This window comes from Fontivita pretiosa, from assembly GCF_050410795.1.
GTDB lineage: Bacteria > Planctomycetota > Phycisphaerae > Tepidisphaerales > Tepidisphaeraceae > Fontivita > Fontivita pretiosa.
The window spans coordinates 5,297,179-5,318,359 of sequence record NZ_CP191258.1; the positions used below are offsets into that span (position 1 = coordinate 5,297,179).

The 21,181-nt window shown below is 64.1% G+C and carries 13 protein-coding genes; 6 read left to right on the top strand and 7 right to left on the bottom strand.

Annotated elements, in window-relative coordinates:
• Positions 1-49: 49 nt before the first annotated feature.
• On the top strand, positions 50-3,934 hold the full coding sequence (locus tag ACQS5P_RS21495) for a hypothetical protein (RefSeq protein ID WP_428938671.1): 3,885 nt from the start codon (positions 50-52) through the stop codon (positions 3,932-3,934).
• A 37-nt stretch (positions 3,935-3,971) separates the two neighbouring features.
• Here ACQS5P_RS21495 and ACQS5P_RS21500 read toward each other — a convergent pair whose 3' ends face one another.
• Positions 3,972-5,813, bottom strand: coding sequence for a CAP domain-containing protein (locus ACQS5P_RS21500; protein WP_428938672.1), 1,842 nt, complete (start codon positions 5,811-5,813; stop codon positions 3,972-3,974).
• 266 nt (positions 5,814-6,079) lie between these two features.
• On the opposite strand from ACQS5P_RS21500, the gene acnA reads away from it, so the two are divergent.
• Positions 6,080-8,809, top strand: coding sequence for an aconitate hydratase AcnA (acnA, locus tag ACQS5P_RS21505; RefSeq protein ID WP_428938673.1), 2,730 nt, complete (start codon positions 6,080-6,082; stop codon positions 8,807-8,809).
• A gap of 69 nt (positions 8,810-8,878) precedes the next feature.
• On the opposite strand, the gene ACQS5P_RS21510 is transcribed toward acnA, so the two are convergent.
• The 3 genes from ACQS5P_RS21510 to ACQS5P_RS21520 form a co-directional block, all read right to left on the bottom strand.
• Entirely contained in the window at positions 8,879-11,344 is a 2,466-nt protein-coding gene (locus ACQS5P_RS21510; protein WP_428938674.1) for a DUF2339 domain-containing protein, read from the bottom strand.
• A 69-nt stretch (positions 11,345-11,413) separates the two neighbouring features.
• On the bottom strand, positions 11,414-11,683 hold the full coding sequence (locus tag ACQS5P_RS21515; RefSeq protein WP_428938675.1) for an acylphosphatase: 270 nt from the start codon (positions 11,681-11,683) through the stop codon (positions 11,414-11,416).
• A 49-nt stretch (positions 11,684-11,732) separates the two neighbouring features.
• Positions 11,733-12,635, bottom strand: coding sequence for a hypothetical protein (locus ACQS5P_RS21520; protein WP_428938676.1), 903 nt, complete (start codon positions 12,633-12,635; stop codon positions 11,733-11,735).
• 241 nt (positions 12,636-12,876) lie between these two features.
• Between ACQS5P_RS21520 and ACQS5P_RS21525 the strand changes: the two genes are divergently transcribed.
• The 3 genes from ACQS5P_RS21525 (at position 12,877) to ACQS5P_RS21535 (ending at position 15,620) form a co-directional block, all read left to right on the top strand.
• Positions 12,877-13,560, top strand: a complete 684-nt coding sequence (locus ACQS5P_RS21525; RefSeq protein ID WP_428938677.1) for an MBL fold metallo-hydrolase — start codon at positions 12,877-12,879, stop codon at positions 13,558-13,560.
• A gap of 85 nt (positions 13,561-13,645) precedes the next feature.
• On the top strand, positions 13,646-14,836 hold the full coding sequence (locus tag ACQS5P_RS21530; protein WP_428938678.1) for a glycerate kinase family protein: 1,191 nt from the start codon (positions 13,646-13,648) through the stop codon (positions 14,834-14,836).
• 151 nt (positions 14,837-14,987) lie between these two features.
• The gene (locus ACQS5P_RS21535; protein WP_428938679.1) at positions 14,988-15,620 is read left to right on the top strand and encodes a hypothetical protein; all 633 of its coding nucleotides are present in this window, start codon (positions 14,988-14,990) and stop codon (positions 15,618-15,620) included.
• On the opposite strand, the gene ACQS5P_RS21540 is transcribed toward ACQS5P_RS21535, so the two are convergent.
• The 3 genes from ACQS5P_RS21540 to ACQS5P_RS21550 form a co-directional block, all read right to left on the bottom strand.
• A complete protein-coding gene (locus ACQS5P_RS21540) occupies positions 15,583-16,959 on the bottom strand; it encodes an MFS transporter (RefSeq protein ID WP_428938680.1) in 1,377 nt (458 codons plus the stop codon). The genes ACQS5P_RS21535 and ACQS5P_RS21540 overlap by 38 nt on opposite strands.
• A gap of 17 nt (positions 16,960-16,976) precedes the next feature.
• Positions 16,977-17,945: a ribokinase gene (gene rbsK, locus ACQS5P_RS21545; RefSeq protein ID WP_428938681.1), complete on the bottom strand. Its 969-nt coding sequence runs from the start codon at positions 17,943-17,945 to the stop codon at positions 16,977-16,979.
• Between the two features lie 93 nt (positions 17,946-18,038).
• Positions 18,039-19,952 (bottom strand): RecQ family ATP-dependent DNA helicase, encoded by a 1,914-nt coding sequence (locus tag ACQS5P_RS21550; RefSeq protein ID WP_428938682.1) that lies wholly within the window; start codon positions 19,950-19,952, stop codon positions 18,039-18,041.
• Between the two features lie 208 nt (positions 19,953-20,160).
• On the opposite strand from ACQS5P_RS21550, the gene ACQS5P_RS21555 reads away from it, so the two are divergent.
• Positions 20,161-21,153, top strand: a complete 993-nt coding sequence (locus ACQS5P_RS21555) for a hypothetical protein (RefSeq protein WP_428938683.1) — start codon at positions 20,161-20,163, stop codon at positions 21,151-21,153.
• Positions 21,154-21,181 lie beyond the last annotated feature (28 nt).

Sequence of the window (21,181 nt, forward strand, 5' to 3'; positions counted from 1 at the left end):
GTTCATTTTCACAGTGAGTGTAGCATGTCATGATAGGATGGCAGTCCTGATGCAGACCCTGCAATTTCTGGAACAGACCTGTGGCGAACCCGACCCGCGATACTCCCCTGCCCCGATCTGGTGGTGGAGCGGCGAAAAGCTGTCCGTCGACCGTATGCGCTGGCAGATGGACCAGCTCCGCGCGATGGGGATCCGCAATGTGGTAGTCCTGAACCTGGCCCCGAACGGGCCGCTGTTCGGGAGCGTCGCCGACGACCCGCCTTTCTTGTCCGAACCGTGGTGGACGATCTTCGCCAAGGTTTGTGACCACGCGCGCCACATCGGTATGTTCGTCTGGTTCTACGACCAGATCGGCTTCAGCGGCGCGAATTACCAGGCCGAACTGGTCGCGGCGCATCCGGAGTTCTCTGGCCAGCAGCTTGGCATCGCCACCGCCGAGGGAACCGGCGCGCTGCGGGTCGAGTGCCCCGGCGCCGCGACGCCGCTGGCGGCGTATGTGGTGACCGACAACCAGGTCCGGTATGTGCCAGTGAGTGATCGTGCCGCCTGCGTCGATGCATCAACCCGATCGAAGCTGTGTCTGGTCTACTCGCTTCGTCAGGGCTACGACTACTTCGATCCCGCCGCGTGCGACAAGCTGCTGGACACCGTCCATCGCCAGTTCGAACGCCGGCTGCCACAGCATATCGGCACGACGATCGTCGGCAGTTTTCAGGATGAGCTGCCCGACCTGCCGACGTGGGGCCGGACGTTTGCTGACAGCTTCGCCGATGCATTCGGCTATCGCCTGGAGCAGGTGATCCATCGCCTGTTTGAGCCGGGGGACGCCGAGGCGCGTCGCACGCGACTGCATTATCACCAGCATCGCGCCAATCTCGCCGAGCAAGCATTCTTCAAGCCCTTTTTCCGTTGGCACCAGGAGCATGGCCTTGCGTGCGGCTTCGACCAGCAAAGCCCCGCGCGCGAGGCTCGGGCGCTGGGTTGCGTGCAGAAGTATGCCGACTACATCCAGACCCACCGCTGGTACGCGATCCCCGGCTGCGACCTGCACGGAAACGCCAGGCTCCACTCCTCGATCGCCTTTATGTACAACCGCCCACGCGTCTGGATCGAAGGGTTTCATTCCACCGGCTGGGGCGGCAGCATCGCCGACACGTTTGACTGGCTGATGCCATTTCTCCAGTCCGGCGCCAACTTCTACAACCCGCATGCCGTCTACTACTCCACACGCATGGGCTGGTGGGAGTGGGCGCCGCCCAGCACCTGCTGGCGGCAGCCGTACGCCATGCACTACCGTGGCTTCGCAGAGATGATCTGCCGGCTCACGAAGCTGCTCAGCCAGGGCGTGCAGCAGGCCAGCGTCGGCGTTGTGTTCCCCACGGCCACCGTTCAAGCCAACCTCGGCCCCACCCAGTCATTTGCCGATGCCGCCGCCGCCGACCAGACGCTGTATCACATCCTCGGCTCGATGCGCTGGCACGAGGCCGAACTGGGTGTGCTCGACAGGCTGGCGATCGACTTTCATATCCTCGATGAGCCGACGATTCAGGCCGCTTCTGTCTCTGCCTGCACGCAGGGCGAGATGAACTTCAATGGCGTTTCTCTGGGCACGCTCATCCTGCCGCACATCACGATGCTGGACGACGCGACGGTGGCCAAGCTGCGCGCCTTCGCCCGCGCCGGCGGACGTATCCTGGCCGTCGGTTCCTCGACGATCGAAACCCCCGACGGTGACGTGCTCGACATCGCTGCTCTGCCACATGCCCTGGTCGTTGCATCCGTCGATGCGCTCACCGAGGCGCTGCGCACCACGCCGCGCCAGATCACATCGCCGGTTCCGTTCCTCCACCGACAGTGCGACGATTTGCACATTCTGTTCATCCCCGCTTGCGCCGGGAAGAATACCCGCGTCCGCTGGACCGGCTGGTTCGCCAGCCTCGATGAAGCGACAATCGATCCGGATCGCTATCTCAAGTGCGTCGATCTGGTTCTGCCCGACTCCGTCAAACAAGTCGTTCGTTACGATCCGGTCGAGAATCGCGGCCAGGCGCTGAACGTCCGGCCGGACGGCCGGTTGCACCTGGATTTCGAAGGCGCGCCGTTCGCCATCCTGATCTGGTCCGATTCCGAGCAGCGATCTTTCACTGCGTCCACCAACGCGAGTGCTCCCAGCCGGACTACCCTGCTGACATTGTCCGACGCCTGGACCTGTGAGTACGTCCCGACCCTGCCCGAGACCTTCGCCGACATCTACGACCCTGGCCGACCGGAACTGCGCTGGCCGCATACCGCGGAGTTCACCTGGCGAATTGCCGATCGCACCGACAGCCAGCCGCAGACCGTGCGTGCCACCTTCGGCATCGGCGGCTGGGCGCGCATCGCCGATCAGCCGCCCCGGCCACTTGTCTACTCGCCTCAGTTCGGCATCGCCCAGGATGAAATCCACCTGTATACGCTGGGGCCCAAGGGCTTCGTGCCCGAGGAATTCATCGATCTGGGTCGGCTACAGACAGGCCAGACCGCGACCATCACCACCAGTGTGTGTTTGCCGACACAGCGGAGCGTGGTTCTGGCCGTCGGCGCCAACGCCCGCAAGCGTGCCTTGCTCGCCGGGCAGCTCTTTGAGCAACCCGACGACGGCGCGTACCTTTGGCTGACGGCCCCGTTTGTCCTTCCCGCCGGCCAGATCGGCATCGAGCTGTCGCTCACGGCCGAAAGGGACGGCCGCGTGCGGGCATACTGGTGTCTTTTGGAGCCTGAAGCCGCCGAGCGGTTCCGACGCCCCGAACGGATGATCCCGCCTGATCCTCCGGTCAAAGGCTCACGTCTGACTTACCGCGCGACGTTCGTGATCCGCGCGCCGCTGGCCGAAGCACGTGCTCAGGTCACTGCCGCCGCCGTCGCGACGGTATACGTTGATGATCAACTGCTCGGCCACCAGGGCGGGTTCGACCCCTACCGACTGCACACGCGCAGCGTTGTCTATCCACTGCCGCCGCTGCCGCCCGGATCACACCAGATCCGCATCGACCTGGTTGAACCGCAAGGCGGCGCCCCGCTGCTGGTGGATCTGTGCGGACGCTACCAGGCCGGCGGCGAGCTGCGGCTGCTTTCCGGCCCGCAGTGGACGGTCAGCCGCGACGACCAGCCGGCCGTGCCGGTCAAGCTATACAGCAAACCGGAGGGAGACGCGGCGGTCTGGCGGCTTCGGCCCGGGGCGCATCCGCTGCCGCAATCAAGCTGGCTGAACGGACCCCAGCCATCGGACGTGCTGCAACTCGACGCCAGCCCCATCGACGCGCAGCCCGTCGTGCAGATCCTCGAATGGACCATACCTCCGGGCGCGCAGACCCTTCGCCTGCCACTGGAAGCGGATGTGCAAATCGTCTCGCTTCACATCGACGGCCAGCCGATTGCAGTGGATGCCGGTGCAAGCGTCGATCTGCGCCCCGCCGGGCCGACTCCCGCACGCCAGGCGTGTCTGCGGGTGCGCAGCCGTCGGCTTGGCGGCGGCGTGTTCAGCGGACCGCTCAGCTATACCTTCGCCCAGGGACGGCTCGCCTGCGGCTCGTGGCTCTGCCAGGGTCTGCGATCGTACTCGGGCGCGATTCGCATGAAACAGCGATTCTTCATCCAAGGCCTCGGCCAGGATCCATCCGGGCGGTTGATGCTGGACTTGGGCCGGGTCAGAGGCACCGTTCAGGCCATGCTCAACGGCCAGTCGCTCGGCCAGCGGTTTATGACTCCCTACCGCTTTGAGATACCGCCGGATTGCATCCGCCCCGGAACCAACGAGCTGGACCTGTTGCTCACCAACACCCTGGCCAACTTCCTGTCCACCTGGAGCCCCACCCGCGGCTGGTCCCCCGACCAGTTCGTCTGCGGCCTGTTCGGCCCCGTAACCCTGAGCCGCGCCACAACCACATCGAGTTAGACCAGTCCTGACTCAAGGTGGAGGGCGGGTTTGCACTTTATGCTTCAACCGCCAGGAGCAGATCAAGTGCTGCGTCGGCCCAGACGGTGTCGGTGCCTGCGCCGCCGTCGATGTGGTCTCTGGTGTTATCGCGAGCCTGGATCGCGTCGTTTCCGTCCGCGGCCAGGATTGTGTCGGCTCCGCCGTAGCTGTTGATCGTATCGTTCCCCGCTCCGGCGCGAATCAGATTGGGCGCCGAAGATCCGACGATCACGTCATCCCCGCTGCCGGCGATGATCGTCTCGATGTCGTTCAGGATGTTGTCCCGTTCGCCAGCCTGGCCGCTGCGACCGGTCCGAAGCTCGTACCGCTTGCTCAACTCGATGTACAGCGGCGCCGTGCGCGAGGCGTAGTTGATCGTGTCGGTTCCATAGCCGCCACTGGCGTAATCAGCGCCAGGCCCGCCATCCAGCAGGTCGTTCTGGTTCTGACCGAACAGCGAATCCAGTCCCGCTTCACCGTAGAGGGTGTCACTGTGCGTCCCGCCGAGCAGAACGTCATTCCCATCGCCGCCGAGAATCCGATCATTGCCGTGCTGACCATCGAGCGAGTCATTTCCGGCCTGGCCGTAGATGCGGTCCGAGCCGGTGCCACCGAAGATAGTGTCATCGCCGGCTTCGCCCAGGAGGATGTCGGCGCCGTCGCCGCCGAGGATCGAATCGTTTCCTTCGCCGCCGTAGACGCGATCTGCGCCGCCGGCGCAGACGATGGTGTCGTTTCCGTTGCCTGCGCTGATGTTGCACCCGCGCACGCCGGGTCCAAGCGTCACGCTATCGTTGCCATCGCCGCAGGAGATGCTGATCGAGATGACCTGGGCGTTGATGAAGGTGGCGGTCTGTCCATTGCGGATGATCGCCAGCGTCCCGCCGCCGCTGAGCGCCAGCGTGATCAGGTCATCGGCATCCGTGCCGGTGATGCTGAGCCTGCCGCCCGCGAGCACAGCCCACGGCGGCGGATCGTTGCCGGGGTTGACGTTTACAAGGTCCGGACGAAAATCGCGCTTTACGTTCTGGCCGGCGATGACGACGTTGTCGTATCGGACAACCCCGCCCAGCGCGCCGCCCGAGCCGTAGATCGTGTAGGTTCCATCGGGCAGCTCCAGCGTGTATCCGCCGCTGTTCCAGGTGATGGTGGAGAACTCGGCCGCGTCGGAGCTGCGCACGGCGCGGATGGTAATGCCCTGGAGCTGTTCGCCAGGCGTGTAGAACCGATCCCCCGATTCATCGCGATACGCCACGCCGGTCAGGAAACTGCCCGACCCGCTGTAGGCAAAGTCCTGCGCGGACATGAAGGCATTCAGGCCATTGAAGGTTCCGGTGGCGATCCCCGAGCCGACCTGCTTCCAGGCCGGGTTCATCATGTTGATGCGGTGCCCTCGCCCGACAATGCCCGCATCGACGTAGAATCCGCGGTGGTGCGAATCGATCAGCGGGAGCAGGTCCGACCCGATCGATCCGCCGGTGTAGCCGAGGTTTTCCGCCCAGCCGCTGGGGGTGGCGAAGACGTATCCCGCGTCCGCCATGCGCTGTGCCGGTGAGCGGCCGTCCTCGTAGTGTCCGAAACGATCATGGTCGATCATCCATTGCGCGTAGGATCTGGCCGCGTCGGTGAGGTAGGGGTTGATCGCCAGGGGCTGCTTGGGATCCGCCGAGATCGTGCCATCGGCAAGTCCTTCGTTCAGCGCCACGCCGTACCGGCTTGCGGCCTGGCTGGGATTCGCTCTGGCCCAGTTGTACAGCTCGACCATGTACTGCTCGAAGGCGGTGGGATACACCGTCGCCAGCAGTCGTCTCGGCTCGATCTGTTGCATCACTGGCACGATCACCGAAAGCGTCTTCACGTCAGTCGCCCTCCAACGATCTGATCGGACTGACAGAAGGTGCAGGCAACGCCAAACGTGACAGGGAAATGCACCGGAATGAATTGATTCGACACTCCGACGGCGGCTGGTCTGTACAATCTGCACAATCGGCGGAGTTTGGCGCATTACCGGACGGAAGACTCACCGCCCGCGGTACCCCGGGCGGGGACGAAAGTTCCGCCGCCTTGAGCCATCCGCAGGCGGCGCATAAGATCCGCGACTTGTCACTTACCCAGAGCAGACTCATGGCATCCAGCAAAAACCCGTTCGGCGCCGAATCGTCTCTGTCCACAAAGGCCGGTGAGTTCAGAATTTACCGGCTCCAGCGGCTCGAGCAGCTTGGCCTGGCCAAGCTCGATCAGCTCCCGTTCTCGATCAAGGTGCTGCTGGAGAGTTGCCTGCGAAACACCGACAACTTCCAGGTCAGCGAGCAGGACGTGACGCGCCTGGCGGCATGGAACCCCGCCAAACCGCTCAGCGCCGAAGTGCCCTTCAAGCCGGCGCGGGTGATCCTTCAGGACTTCACCGGCGTGCCGTGCGTGGTGGACCTGGCGGCGATGCGCGCGGCGATGAAGCGCTTCGGCGGCGATCCCCAGAAGATCAACCCGCTGGTTCCCGTCGATCTGGTCATCGATCATTCCGTCCAGGTCGATGAGTTCGGCAACGAACGCGCCCTGTTCGTCAACGCCCAGAAAGAGTTCGAGCGGAATCGCGAGCGTTATGAATTCCTCAAGTGGGGACAGAAGGCCTTCCGCAATTTCACCGTCGTTCCGCCGGCCACCGGCATCGTGCATCAGGTCAACCTCGAATACCTGGCCAAAGTTGTAACGACCAGAGACGGAGTGGCGTTTCCTGATTCGCTGGTCGGCACCGATTCGCATACCACGATGATCAACGGGCTGGGCATCGTCGGCTGGGGCGTGGGCGGAATCGAGGCCGAGGCGTGCATGCTCGGGCAGCCGATCTACCTGGTCACGCCTGAAGTCGTCGGCTTCAAGCTCCACGGCAAGCTGCCAGAAGGCGCCACCGCCACCGACCTGGTCCTGACGATCACCCAGATCCTGCGAAGTTTCGGCGTGGTCGAGAAGTTTGTGGAGTTCTTCGGCGAGGGTTTGGCCAGCATGTCCGTCGCCGACCGCGCGACCATCGCGAACATGGCCCCGGAATACGGCGCCACGATCGGCTTTTTCCCCGTGGACGAGCAGACGCTGAGCTACCTTCGTCTGACCGGCCGCAGCAAAGAGCAGATCGACCTGGTCGAGCGCTACTGCAAGGAACAGGGTCTGTGGCGACAGAAGCAGACCGAGCCGTCGTTCACGCAGGTGCTGGAACTGGACCTGGGCACGGTGACGTCCAGCCTGGCCGGGCCGAAACGCCCGCAGGATCGCGTCGAGCTGGCGAATGTGCGAAAGAGCTTTTTCGCCGCGTTCAAAGATCAGCTTGCTTCGCGAGGCTCTGGGACCGCCAGCGGCGCGCAGTCGGCCTCGGACGGTGCAGTGGCGGTGCTGGAGAAGACCGACACACAGCTCGATCACGGCGCCGTGGTCATCGCGGCCATCACAAGCTGCACCAACACATCCAACCCCAGCGTGATGATGGCGGCGGGATTGGTCGCCAAGAACGCCGTCCAGAAGGGCCTGAAGGTCAAACCGTGGGTCAAGACCAGCCTCAGCCCCGGCAGCCGCGTCGTCACCGATTACTTTGAAAAATCCGGCTTGCAGGACTACCTGGATCAGCTCGGCTTCCAGGTGACCGGCTACGGGTGCATGACGTGCATCGGCAACTCCGGCCCGCTGCCCGAGCACATCGCAAGGCAGATCGAGGAGAACAACCTTGTCGTGGCGGCGGTGCTGTCGGGCAACCGCAACTTCGAAGGCAGAATCAACCCGCATGTGAAGGCCAATTACCTGGCATCCCCGCCGCTGGTTGTTGCCTACGCGCTGGCCGGCACCGTGGACATCGATCTGACCAGCCAGCCGCTGGGGACCGACGCCAGGGGCGAGCCGGTCTACCTCAAGGACATCTGGCCCAGCCAGCAGGAGGTCAACGACGCCATCGCCTCCAGCATCTCTCCGGAGATGTTCATTCGCCAGTACACGAATGTGGGAGAGAAAAACGAGCAGTGGAACGCGATTCCGGTGCGCGGCGGGGAGCTGTTCGAGTTCGACCCCAACAGCACGTATATTCAGGAGCCGCCGTTCTTCGCGGACTTGAAGCCCACGCCGGATCCCATCCGCCCGATCATCGGCGCGCGGGTGCTGGTGATGGTTGGCGACAGTGTGACCACCGACCACATTTCCCCGGCCGGCTCGATCAAGAAGGATTCGCCGGCGGGCAAGTACCTGATCGAGCACGGAGTCAAGCCGATCGATTTCAACAGCTACGGTTCGCGGCGAGGAAACGATCGGGTGATGACCCGCGGCACCTTCGCCAACATCCGCCTGCGCAATCTGCTGGCGCCCGGCACCGAAGGCGGCGTGACGCGGTTCCTCGGCCCGCCGACTCCGGCCGCGGGAACCCAGGCCTCGCAAATCCCCGTCGGCACGATCCTGCCCATTTACGACGCCGCCATGGAGTACAAGCGGCTCAATGTCCCTCTGCTGGTGCTGGCCGGCAAGGATTACGGCATGGGCAGCTCGCGCGACTGGGCGGCCAAGGGAACGTTCCTGCTGGGCGTCAAGGCGGTCATCGCCGAAAGCTTTGAACGCATCCACCGCAGCAATCTGGTGGGCATGGGCGTGCTGCCCCTGGTCTTCAAGAAGGGCCAGAACCGCGCTTCGCTTGGTCTGAGCGGCGAGGAAGTCTACCAGATCCTGATCGACGACAACCTCAAGCCCGGGCAGGATGTGACGGTCAAGGCCGACGACAAGACCTTCGTGACCACCTGCCGCATCGACACGCCGGTTGAGCTGGAGTACTACCGCAACGGCGGGATTCTCCAGACGGTGCTGCGAAAGATGCTCAAGGCAGGATAGCGCCGCCTGGCCAGTTACCCGTGTCGCGACAGGGCTTCTGTGCGCTGTTTTTTGACCAGGAGGATCGTCTCAGTTTGTTGGAGCGCGACCTTCGCTCTGGCGGTGGTACAGATACGACACCGCCAGCAGCAATCCGCCCACCACCACGAACGACAGAATCCGCCACACCGCTTTCACCTCGGCCATGTCGATCACCAGAATCTTCAGCAGCGTCAGGCCAAGCAGCGCGAGCGCGGCGTAGCGCAACGCGGCGATATTTCGGCGAAAGCCGATCAGCACGGCGACGAAGCCCGTGGTGGCCCACAGCACGCTCATCACCACCTGTTTCACGTTCGCCACGTCGCTGATCGCTGCCGAGCCGCTGACCACCAGCCAGTCCACGAACCGGCAGGCCTCCACGTTCAGCATGACCAGCAGCAGAATCGCGGCCCAGACGATCAGCGTATGCGTCTGGCTTGCAGTGGCAGCGCGGCTGCGTCGCCACTGCATCCACAAACCCCAGATCGTCGCGCTCAGCAGTGCACCGTTACCGGCGACGCTGTTGATCAGCGGCAGCGGCAGACCTTTGGCACGCGGATAGCTCCAGTGCTCGACGATCGGAGCCAGAGCATCGACCAGCAGCCAGTTGATGCTGACCAGACCGGCCAGCACCGCGGCATGAGGCAGATACCCCAGCCGCCTATCGACTCCCCCCAGCGCCACGACCGCCGCCGTCCACACAATCAACAGCAGCGTCAGGGCTGATCCCTGGTACGCGCTGGCGACGGCGGCGACGTAACAGAGCGTGCCGCAGGCCGAGACGAACACGCCAACGGGGTCCAAACGGCGGAGAAGGTGAGATTCGTCTGTGGCCGCGGTGGCGTAGTCCAACACACCTGCCCCGCCGCCTTCGAGCGCGCCGCCTGCACCGGCAAACCGCTTTGGAGTCGGCAGCAGTTCGGCGATTCGGCTTTGCAGCCCCGGCAGCAGCCCGGTTCCGCCCGGACTCAGCCACGCGATCCCATGCGCCAGGATCGCCGACGCCCAGGCCATCAGCATCCACCGCGAAACGGTGAACGAACCGATGGACCAGACCACCTCAGACCGCAGCCCGGAGTCAAAAGAGACCAGCCTCCAGACCGACAGAAGCAGCAGGACGATGGCCCAGCCGCGGGCCGCGGGCAGGTTGAGCTGCCACGCCAGCGCCGCCAGCACGCCCGCCAGCGCCAGCCAGGCTAAAGTAATGGCGAACTGATCCAGCAGCAGTGGAAAGGCCAGGGTAACCAGCGCCGCGCTCTGGAGCAGCGAGGAGGCGGCGAATCCTCGCGCCCGCACCAGCACCACCGCCGCCGCATGCGCCCCGGCCAGTCCCAGCGACACCACCCCCAGCATCGGGCGATGCTCGGGACGCGGATAGATCACGCACAGAAGCCCAAACATCGCCGCCGTGTTCAGCAGCGACAGAATCGCGCAAGCCGGATCCAGCATGCGCTCGACGACCTGGCCGCGCTGGCGGCAAAGCGAAAGGATCATCTCCACGAAAAATCCGAGCCAGTAAATGGTCAACCAGGTCGTCGCCAGCGACTGATGGTCGTTGCGTCGGCCCGGGCCGCTCCACCAGGCGGCAAAGGAAACGATGGTGCCGGTCCACGCCAGTTTGCGCAGCGGAATCCATCGTGGCTTGAAGCAGGACAAAACCCATCCCACAGCCGAAAGCACGCCGAGATACGCCAGCAGTTCCGCGGAGCGATCCTGTCCGCTATCCAGGACGAACGGCGCCAGATACGCGCCGACCAACGCGATGATCGCCAGCACCATCGAGTTGATGTGCAGCGAGAGGATGACGCCGACAGCGGCGGTGATGGCCACGCCAGCGAACGCGGCGCCGACGCCAAGCACTGGATTCTGCGGCCAAAGCGCGTACGCCCCGAAGAAACTCGCCAGCACGATCGCCAAACCAGCCCCATGCAGCGTCGCGGCCAATATCCGCACGCGCCGCCGGTGCATCCATTCACCGATCGCGCCAAGCATCACGCCCGTGACAATCGCCGCGATGATCCGCATCGTCGGCGTGGGGTTGATCCACCCCTGATCCCAGGCGTACTTGATGAAAAAGCACACGCCCAACACAACCACCACGGCCCCGATCCAGCCCGACCAGTTCAGCCCGATGGTCAGCTCCAGGTTGCGATGCTGAGGTGCGGCGGCGCCGAACGAATCCTCATCCCCTGGCAACACTTCCACGGGCACGGCGGTCGTGGAAGCGGGCGCAGAATACGGGATCGGTTCTACCGGCAAGGCAACGGGTTCCGACGTCGCGGCGATACGCGATTCGGCGGCGCTGACGGGCGAATTGCTCATCGGCGCCACCGGAGCCGACGTGATCGACGGATGCGGCTGGGGCGACGACACCGGCCGATCCCCGAATCGCTGGCCCCCGCCGTCAATCCCGACGCGGCGCTCCAACCGATCCAGCCGCTCGCTGAGCAACTGGATGGATTCACGAAGCTGTTTCAGTTCCGACTCGTTGCCGGTGTGGCGGGATTGGCTGTTCATGGCTGCTCCGGGCAGAAAGTTAGCGTAAGCTAACACATTTGTCAAGCCCCACGCCCAATTCACGCACTGTCAGTGCCGGATGGTAAAACCGCTGAACTCTCCGGTCGCCGGCGATGTCTGAACCGTCGTCTTGCGGATGTACTGGCCCATCCGCTGCTGGATCGCCGCCATCAGCATATCCATCTGATCGTCCGGCCCTTCCATGACCAGCTCCACACGCCCGTCCGGCAGGTTCCGAACGTATCCGCTGACGGCGTATCGCCGGGCCAGATTCTCGGCCGTGTAGCGGAATCCCACCCCCTGCACATGTCCGCTGTAATAAACGGTTCGACGATTCATGGCCTGCTGGTCTGTTGTCCCCGGGAATACGCCCGTTGCGATTCGGCGGCTAGGAACCGTGCTGCTCGCGAACGCCCGAGGCGATCTGACGAATGTATCCCTGGTATGCCTGGTCGATCTGTTTCATGTTCAAACCCAGGTAGTGCTCCAGCATCGGACGAACCGTGCGCGGATCCCACGTATCCGGCGGGCCTCGACGCCGACCGATCAACTGCTCGGCCTGTCCGCTGGCAAGCTCGCTGAGCATCCGCTGGAACGAAGCCCGATACCTGCCATTCTCGGCGTTCCACAGAAACTGCGCAAAGGCCCAGTTCTGCGCGTAAAACGTCTCGATCCGTTCGCCGCTGAGCCCCACCACGTCCCCCGCGTGCATCATGCAGAGCTGATCCAGTGGCCAGAGCAGTTGCTGCTCGATCGCCGTTTTCAGCTTCTGAGCACGATTCGGGTTGATCGACAGATTCCACACTGGTGGACGGTGCGGCGCCGCAAAGCGGATGTTCTCGAACATGGTGGCGATGCCCTCTTCCAGAAACGGCGGAAGCCGCGAGCGGAAGTGTCGGGCGACATACTGATGCCACCCCTCATGGGCCACCACTGCAAAGGTCCCGACGTCCCCGATGTCATACGCCACGAACCAGTCCCCCACGGTATACCCTCCGCGGTTGATCTGGAGGTACACCGTCGCATCCTCGCCGGTGTTTTGTTCGGTGAAACGCGCCCACTCCCCGCGGCGGCTGAAAATGTAGCATTCCATCGGACGGGTGGAGGGCGTCAGCCCGGGCGTCAACCGCTGGTAGTGCACGAATGCGCCTTCCAGAACCTGCGCCAGGGCAGCCAGGTAGCGAGGATCGTCGATGGTCGTGCGAATCAGGTAGTGCTCGGTCTGAATGATCGTGCCGGGTTTGCCCTCGAACGTCCAGGCAGACACGACCAGACGTCGCGGCGATGACAATGCTGTAGATGCTTCGCGCCCGCCGGCCGAGCCCGACTCACGCTGCGCGCAACCCGCCAGCAGCATCACCAACATTCCAAGCGCAGCGATCACCGCGCCCGGTCTTGCAACTGCCCGGCACCTGCGCGCAAACACGTGCTCTGCTCCCTCGTCTGGTTCCACGACGCCGACCACACGCCCGGCGTTGGCTCAACGCCGCCTGTTCCGTTGCCTTTTCCGCCAGTTATCCTACGCTCTGGATATGGCCTCGGCACGGGTAGACATCATCAGTATCGGCACGCTCAGTCGCAACAGGTTGTGGAACGAAACCGAAGCGGTCCGCACCGCCCACGCGACGACCTCGCTGATCCGCACCGCAGGGCGGATGATCCTGGTCGATCCCGGATTGCCCGGCGTGGCGCTTCAGGCCAGACTCTTCGAGCGCGCCGGCATCCAGCCCAGCCAGATCGACACGGTCTTTTTGACCAATTTTCGCCCCGCCCACCGCGCGGGCTTGTCCCTGTTTCCGCACGCCAGAATCCTGATGCACGAAAACGAGATCGAGTTCGTGCAGCGCGACCTGGAAAGGCTGATCGAGCAGGCCCCGGAGCAGGACCACGATCGCCAGCACTTCCAGAACGAGCTGAAGCTGCTGGAGACGATTCGCCCGGCCGAGGACAAGCTGGCCCCGGGCGTGGATCTGTATCCGCTGTTTGGGTACACCCCGGGCACCTGCGGGTTGCTCGTGTCGGCGCCGACGATGACGCTGCTGATCGCTGGCGACGCCGTGCCGACGCTGGATCACTTTCTGGCCGCCCAGGTGCTGCCCGACGCTTACGACATTCGTGCCGCACAGGAGTCGATGCAGGAAGTCTATGAGATCGCCGATCTGATCGTGCCCGGCCACGACAACATTTTCCCCAATCCCCGCGCGCAAGGACTATGAATCCATCGCAGATGCTTTTCAGCCGGCCACAGAAGCTGATCCGGCATGTTTCGTTTTCACAGTGGCCTTCTGCCTTGATCTGATCATGAAAGTCGTGGTCGCTCCCGACAAGTTCAAGGACTGTTTGAAGGCCGACGAGGTGGCGCGCGCCATTGCGACGGGACTGCGACACGCCGATCCAAATGCCGAAATTGATGAATGCCCGATGGCCGACGGCGGCGAGGGCACGGTTCAGGCGCTGGTCGCCGCCACGGGGGGCAGGATCGTCACCCGCCGCGTGACAGGACCGCTGCCGCGAATGAAAGTAGACGCGCCCATCGGGCTGCTGGGCGACGGTGTGACCGCCGTGGTCGAAATGGCATCGGCCAGTGGATTGCATCTGCTGCGTCCCGAGCAGCGCGATCCGACGCGCACGACGACCTACGGCACGGGCGAATTGCTGCGCGAGGCAGCCGAGCTGGGAGCCAGGCGCATCATCCTGGGCATCGGAGGCAGCGCCACGGTCGATGGCGGCGTCGGCTGCGCCCAGGCGTGGGGCGCCAGCTTCACCCTCAGCACGGGTACGATCTATCGACCCAACGGACGCCGACTCACCGGCGGAGACCTGATCCACCTGCGTTCCGTCGAGTCGCCACTGCCGCTGGAGACTCATGGTATCGAGTTCATCGTCGCCTGTGATGTGGGCAATCCCCTGCTCGGTCCGGACGGTGCAGCTCCGATCTTCGGCCCGCAGAAAGGCGCAACCCCCGAACAGGTCGAGCAGCTCGAGCTGGGGCTTGAAAGGCTGGTGGAAAAGACGGGCCTGTGGGAACTGGCCAGTCGCCCGGGCGCCGGCGCCGCCGGAGGGCTGGGATTTGGAATGATGGCATTTTTCGGCGCGCAGCTTCGTCCGGGCGTGCAGATTGTCATCGAAGCCGTGAAGCTGCCCCAGCGATTGCACGAGGCTGACCTGTGCATCACCGGCGAAGGCAGGCTCGACTCGCAATCGCTGGCGGGCAAGACCGTCATCGGCGTGGCGAGGTTGTGCAAACAACGGGGCGTGCCGTGCGTCGCTTTGGCCGGGAGTGTCGGCGAAGGCGTCCAGCCGGCCACCGACCAGGGGCTGGACGCCTGGTTTACCATCACCCAGGGGCCCATGACCGTCGAGCAGGCGATCAGCCAGGCCCCCCAGCTTCTGGCACGGACAGCCGAATCAGTCCTTCGACTGTTTCAGCGGTCGCGTCGATCCGTCGAGAAAGCAGGCCAGGCTCCAGGCGATCTTCCGCACGGCGCCTGATCGTGCACCGCCGGCTTGACAGCCCCGCCAGGCCGGCAGCTATGCTTGCCGCTGGAGAACAATGGAGTCGCATCCGGCCGCTCAACTTCCACCGCTCGACTACGCTGCGCCGCCGCCGTGGCATCGGCGAAAACGGTCTTATCGCATCATCATGACTCTGGCGCTGGTGCCGCTCGTGTATGCGGCCGTGCTGTGGGTTCCAACGACCATGCAGCACCTGCAACTGATCTACTGGCAGTCGCGGTGCGTGAACTATGTGCCTGCCCCGGGACAGGCGGTGGACCTGTACCTGCGTTCCGGCCGCGCGGACGTGCCAGTTGCCTGGTCCAGGTTTTACTCGATGCTCTCGCCGCCCGGACACAACTCCAGGGGAACCGTGTATCTGGGATGGCTGCAACGTCCTGACGGCGCGCGGCGGCTGGTGGCCATCGACACCTGCACGTGGTCGATCTCCGGGCAGCGCGACACCGTCGGCCTGATCTGCCGCGTGATCGTCCCAGGGAACCTGATCCGCTCACCCAGGTTTGCGTCGGACGAGATCAGCGCAACCACCAGCGGGCAATTCGTGTGGAGAATATTCATGGTCGATTTGCGGCCGGAGTCGCAGGTGCTGTTCGGACTTCGCGATCCTGGCGATCCCACTCACCTGACGATTCAATACACCCACGAAGGAAAGCAATACTTCATTGACGGCTGGCTCCGGAACAATGACCGCGTGTTGCTGGAGCAGCGCAGCGAGCAGGCTCCTATCTGGCCGGCTCCATCGTCGCGACCGTCGGCGTAAGAGGCGCCGCCTGCGGCTTTGCAGCAACCGATTCGCCCAGTCGTGCGATCAGCGGCGACGCGGAACTGGCAATCCACATCATCGCGCTCAAAGTCGCGAAGATCGGCAGATACGCATGCGGCTCGCGGGCACGATCGCGCAGCAGGTCCGTCCAGTATCCCACCGCCCAAGGCGAAAGTGACGCGAACGTCCCGGCCAGAGTCAGAAACAGCCCCACCACCCGCCCGCGGATCGCCGGCGAAACCCGCTCCAGCACCGCCGCATCACTCACTGCATAGCTGCCCATCTGGAATGCCTGGAAGACGCACATCACCGGCAACACCCACGAGACCGGCAGCATCGGCACCGCCAGCAGAATCAACCCGCCGATGATCAGCACGCCCGAAAGGGTCGGCAGGCGGCGTTTGCCCGGGCTGATCCACACCGACAGCGGGTTGACGACAATACTCATCAACAGCATCATGGCCCCGACGACGAACCCGGCCTGCTTGGTCGAGTAGCCGTGGGCCTTCTGGAGGTAGATGCTCAGCAGCGACAACGACGCAATGCCCGCGAAGTCGCGAAACATCAGCAGCGACGCCACTTTGATGATCTTGCGGCGCGTGTCCCATGTGAGCTTCGGATGCTGCCGCGCATGTTCCGTGCGAAGCTCGGTGACGATGGCTTCGATCGCCACCCGATTCGGCAACACGCCATCCTCCGCCTGCTCGTCGGCACTGCGCGGCTTGCGCGTCTTTCGCGGCTCGCTGGCGAAAATGAGGAACAGCACGCCCACAATGATCCCGATGGCTCCAAGCTCAATGCATGGCCGCTGCCAATCCGCGATCATTCCCCAGTGCCAGCCCGCGGTCTGGGCGCGCCATCCGGCGTACTGTGGCCCGAAAAAGAAACCGAACCCGGCGCCCATCCCCAGGATCCCGATCACCATGCCCGGATGCTTCGGGTAATGTGCCGGCACCAGCGCATTGGCCGAGGGATGGAAGATCGTGCCGAACATTCCCGCCACCGCGCCCAGCACGATCAGCATCTCGTACTGCCGGGTAATCCCCATGGCGGCGATCGCGATCGCGTTGCCGATCAGACCGACCCCCAGCAGCAGCTTGCGGTTGAACCGATCGGCCAGCACACCAGCAGCGTAACTGCCGATGCAATAAATCAGCCCGTAGATCGTCACGATCAGCGAAGCAGCGCGAACCCCGCTGAGCTTCAGATCGCTGACGATCATCAGGTACAGCGGAACCAGGGCCACGCAGTAGGCGTGCGTGAATGCGTGCAGCAGCGTACAGAACCCAAGGGTTACGTGGCTCTTGATTCGCGGCTGCGGGCTTTGATTGGGCATCGGCTCAGCATTATAGATCAACGCGACGCGAGCAACTTCTCCACCGCCTGCCGGGAAGGCAGCGCCGGTTGCGCGCCGAAGTTCTCACAACACAAGGCCCCCGCGGCGTTGGCGAAGTACATCGCCTCGGGCATCTGCATCCCCTCGGCCCGCGCCACTGCCAGCGCGCCGGCGAACGCATCCCCCGCCGCGGTCGTATCCACCACCTTGACCTTGAACGGCTTGAATGTCTGTATCGTCCCGTCGCGCTCCAGCAGGATCGACCCTCTTGCTCCGAGCTTCAGAACCACCGCACGAGGTCCCTTCGCCAACAATGTCGAGGCGACCTGCTTCGGATCGATCACCCCTTTTCGCTTCACACGCTTCAAACGCGTGATGCTGCGATCCAGCCCCAGCAGAATCTCCGCTTCGGACTGATTCGGCACGATCAGGTCCACCTCCATCATCGCCCGCGGCAGTCGCGCCGCCGGCGCGGGATCCAGAATCGTGTACACTCCCAGCCGCCGACACATCGCGATCGCGTGCATCACCGTCTCATGCGGGATCTCGAGTTGCATCAGCACCGCCGCGGCCGAGCTGATCACGCCCTCGGCGGCATCGACATCCCTGGGAGTAAGCTTGGCGTTGGCGCCGGGCGCGACAACGATCGAGTTTTCTCCCTTGCGATCGACCAGGATCATTGCCACGCCGCTGGCCAGGCCTTCGGTGATTGTCACGTGCGTCGTATCCACGCCGTGGTTCACCAGGCCGTTGAGCAGTCGCTGCCCGAAGTCGTCATCGCCGACGCGCCCGACCATGTAGACCTTGCTGCCCGGGCGCGACAGTTTCGCCGCCGCCACCGCCTGATTCGCCCCCTTGCCTCCGGGGATGGTCATGAAGTCGTAGCCGAGGATCGTCTGCCCCGGTTGCGGGATACTGGGGGTGCGGCATACCAGGTCCATGTTGATCGAGCCAATGACAACGATGTGGCGGGAAGAATCGGGCATGCACAGGAGTCTACGCGCACGCAGCGCATAGCGCCAAGCGACGCAATTGACCTCCGGACCGGCAGATCTGAGAGCCACCGGGCGGCTGGACCTTCATGCCCCCTTCAGCGCCGCAAGCAGCTTCCGCCCGTACATCTTCACCTTGAAGGGCCCCATCCCCTTGATCTGCTCCAGCCGCGCCAGCGAGTCCGGCGCCTGCCGGGCAATCAGCCTCAACGTGCTGTCGTGACAGATACAGTACGGTGGCAGTTGCTGATCCCGGGCCAGCTCCAGTCGCGCGGCGCGGAGCCTCTCGAAACGCTCCAGTGTCCGGGGATCGATCGGCGACTCGGACTCATCCGCCGACGGGGTGCTGCTGCGCGGGCGCTGCGGCGACGGCTCGGCCCCGGCACGCGGCGCAAGATCCGCCAAAGACGCCGGCGGCGGATGCTCACCCTTCATCACCGCGACCCCCGCCGCCGTCAGCTCGACAACAAGAACCGGGCTGTCGCTCTTGCTGACATTGCGCTGCCGCGCCAGCCCGCATTCGATCACCCGATGCACCATTACAATCACGCGCTTCAACGGATGATGCCGCAGCAGCCCGAAGACGCTCAGTTGATCCAGTTGCCAGCGGTCGGTGCGCTCGCTGCGCGTGCCGGTGAGAACCTCGGCCACCCCGCCGACTCCGAACTTACCCCGCAGCCGAGCCACGCCGCTCAGAATCTGCCGGATCAGAACCTCCAGCTCTTGCGGCACGCTTGGCAGCGATGCCTGGTGGACGATTCGTCCCGGCTGCGCGGCACACACATCACACTCGCAGCCATCGACCTCCGCCGGATCTCCGAAGTAATCGAGGATCGCGCGCCGCCGGCAGCGGTGCATCTGAGCGTAGCTCAACATCAGCTCCAGCTTGTCGGTCGCGCGACGCCTGAGTTCAGTCACGACCTGTTCGTTGACGTCAGCGCGCTCCTGCCCGATCTTTTCGATGAAGAACTCCTGAAGCACCCGGTCCTGATAGTTGAACATCAGCACGCACCGCGCCGGCAGGCCGTCACGACCGGCGCGTCCGGCCTCCTGGTAATAGGCTTCCAGCGTCCCGGGCAGGTTGTAGTGCACCACCAGCCGGATATCCGGCTTGTTGATCCCCATGCCAAAGGCGTTGGTAGCCACCGCGACAGCGCCGCCGGTCTGCATGAACCGTTCCTGATTCGTCGTGCGCGACGACTGGTCCATCCCAGCGTGATATGCGAACACCGCCCGCCCTTTCAGGTTCTGTCGCAGCATCAGGCTCACTTCGTCCACCGCCTTGCGCGTGGCGCAATACACGATTGCGCTGCCCGGCTCGTCCAGCAGCAGTGCAAGCAGCTCGGCATCCTTCTGCCGCACCTTTGCAACGCGACGACACTGGTACGAGAGGTTCGCGCGATCAAAGCCGGTGATCACAATCCGCGGCTGGCGAAGCTCAAGCCCGCGGATGATGTCCAGCCGCACGTCTTCGGTCGCCGTCGCCGTCAGCGCGATCGTCGCAGGCATCCCCAGCCGCTGCCTTACCTGGCCCAGACGCAGATACTCGGGACGGAAATCGTGCCCCCACTGGCTGATGCAATGTGCCTCGTCCACCGCCAGCAACTTTACTTTCAACTGCGGCAGGATCGGCTCGAACGTCGGAGAAAACAAGCGTTCCGGCGCCACATACAGTAGCCCATTGAAACCATCGACCACCTGAGCGGTCACCATCCGCTGCTGCGCGGCAGTGAGTGAACTATTCAGCAGAGCCGCGGGAATCTGCTCATCGCGAAGCTGCTGGACCTGGTCCTGCATGAGCGAAATCAGCGGCGAGACCACCAGCGTCAATCCCCCCTGCACCGCCGCCGGAAACTGATAACACAGCGACTTGCCGGCCCCGGTGGGCATCACGCACAGCACGTCCCGCCCGGCCAGAACGTCTTCGATGACGCCGCGCTGCGCCGCACGGAAATCGTCCAGCCCGAACAGATCCTGAAGCTGCTGTCGCAGGTCCGGCATGCCGGGCGAATTATAAGCATCCGGTAAACGAATGCCCGTCGTTTTAGACACGACCATCCGAGCCGAATCACAGCAATGCATTAACCCATAAATTGACGCCTGTCGATAAGAGGAATAGACTGCGCTGAAGGTACTGGACAAGCCGTAAGATCATCTCGTGCGGCCGGGCCAACGCACAGGCACGCGGCTGCTTCTTGCGAGGTGCACTGTGGACAACAAAAATGCCCCCCCGCCGTCTTGCGTCTGGCTCTACTGGATCGTTTTGGTGATTTCTCTGGCGGTGCTGGGGGCAGGCGTGTACCTGGCGGCGACACGCGACAGTTGGGCGATGCTCGCCGCAGGCTGCGCCAGCATCGTCGGCGTGCTGGTCACCTGGCCCATCGCCCTTCAGCTTCGACACTCTTACCTGAGCAGTCGCGACCTTGCCGAACGCGCCCTCAGCTCCCTGAATGAGCGGCTGGAGCAGTTCTCGATCATGCTGAACCTGATCAGCGAGCAACAACTGCTCAGCGACCGGGCCAAGGCGGTGGCGTTCCGCGAGAAAGACAGTGACGCCCTCCGCCGCGCCATCCAGGACGAAATTCACAAGCAAAACTGGGAAGGCGCGATGTCGCTGGCCAACGAGATGGAAACGGCCTTCGGCTACAAGCAGGAGGCCGACCGGCTCCGCGCCCAGATCGAGGAGCGACGTCAGGAGGTGATCCGCCGACAAATCAACGACGCCATTGCCGTCATCGACCGCCACGCGCGGGCGGAGATGTGGGCCGAGGCCTACAAAGAGGCGCAGCGGATCGCGGCGCAGTTCGCCGGCCACCCGCTGGCTGACTCCCTGCCCGCCGAAGTCGAAAAACGCCGCGAGGCGCACAAGAAACAGCTCATCGACAGTTGGAACGACGCGGTGGCGCGACACGACATCGACGGCGCCATCGAAATCCTCAAGCGGCTGGACCTGTACCTGACCCCCGCCGAGGCCGAGGGCTTCCAGGAAACCGCCCGCGGGATCTTCAAGGAAAAGCTCAACATCCTGCGGACGCAGTTTTCGGTGGCGGTGCAGGACCACAACTGGAACGAGGCGTTGCGTCTGGCGGAGGTGATCCAGCGCGACTTCCCCAATACCCAAATGGCGCGCGAGGTGCGCGAGATGATGGATCTGCTCCGCGCCCGCGCCGCCGGGCTGGAACCCGAAGAAGCCCAGGTCTAACCACGCCGCGCGGCGTTGCACGGGCAGC

Coding starts and splice junctions, on each gene's coding strand:
- ACQS5P_RS21495 (WP_428938671.1), top strand. CDS start 50: ATGCAGACCCTGCAATTTCTGGAACAGACCTGTGGCGAACCCGACCCG.
- acnA (WP_428938673.1), top strand. CDS start 6,080: ATGGCATCCAGCAAAAACCCGTTCGGCGCCGAATCGTCTCTGTCCACA.
- ACQS5P_RS21510 (WP_428938674.1), bottom strand. CDS start 11,344: ATGAACAGCCAATCCCGCCACACCGGCAACGAGTCGGAACTGAAACAG.
- ACQS5P_RS21515 (WP_428938675.1), bottom strand. CDS start 11,683: ATGAATCGTCGAACCGTTTATTACAGCGGACATGTGCAGGGGGTGGGA.
- ACQS5P_RS21525 (WP_428938677.1), top strand. CDS start 12,877: ATGGCCTCGGCACGGGTAGACATCATCAGTATCGGCACGCTCAGTCGC.
- ACQS5P_RS21530 (WP_428938678.1), top strand. CDS start 13,646: ATGAAAGTCGTGGTCGCTCCCGACAAGTTCAAGGACTGTTTGAAGGCC.
- ACQS5P_RS21535 (WP_428938679.1), top strand. CDS start 14,988: ATGACTCTGGCGCTGGTGCCGCTCGTGTATGCGGCCGTGCTGTGGGTT.
- ACQS5P_RS21540 (WP_428938680.1), bottom strand. CDS start 16,959: ATGCCCAATCAAAGCCCGCAGCCGCGAATCAAGAGCCACGTAACCCTT.
- rbsK (WP_428938681.1), bottom strand. CDS start 17,945: ATGCCCGATTCTTCCCGCCACATCGTTGTCATTGGCTCGATCAACATG.
- ACQS5P_RS21550 (WP_428938682.1), bottom strand. CDS start 19,952: ATGCCGGACCTGCGACAGCAGCTTCAGGATCTGTTCGGGCTGGACGAT.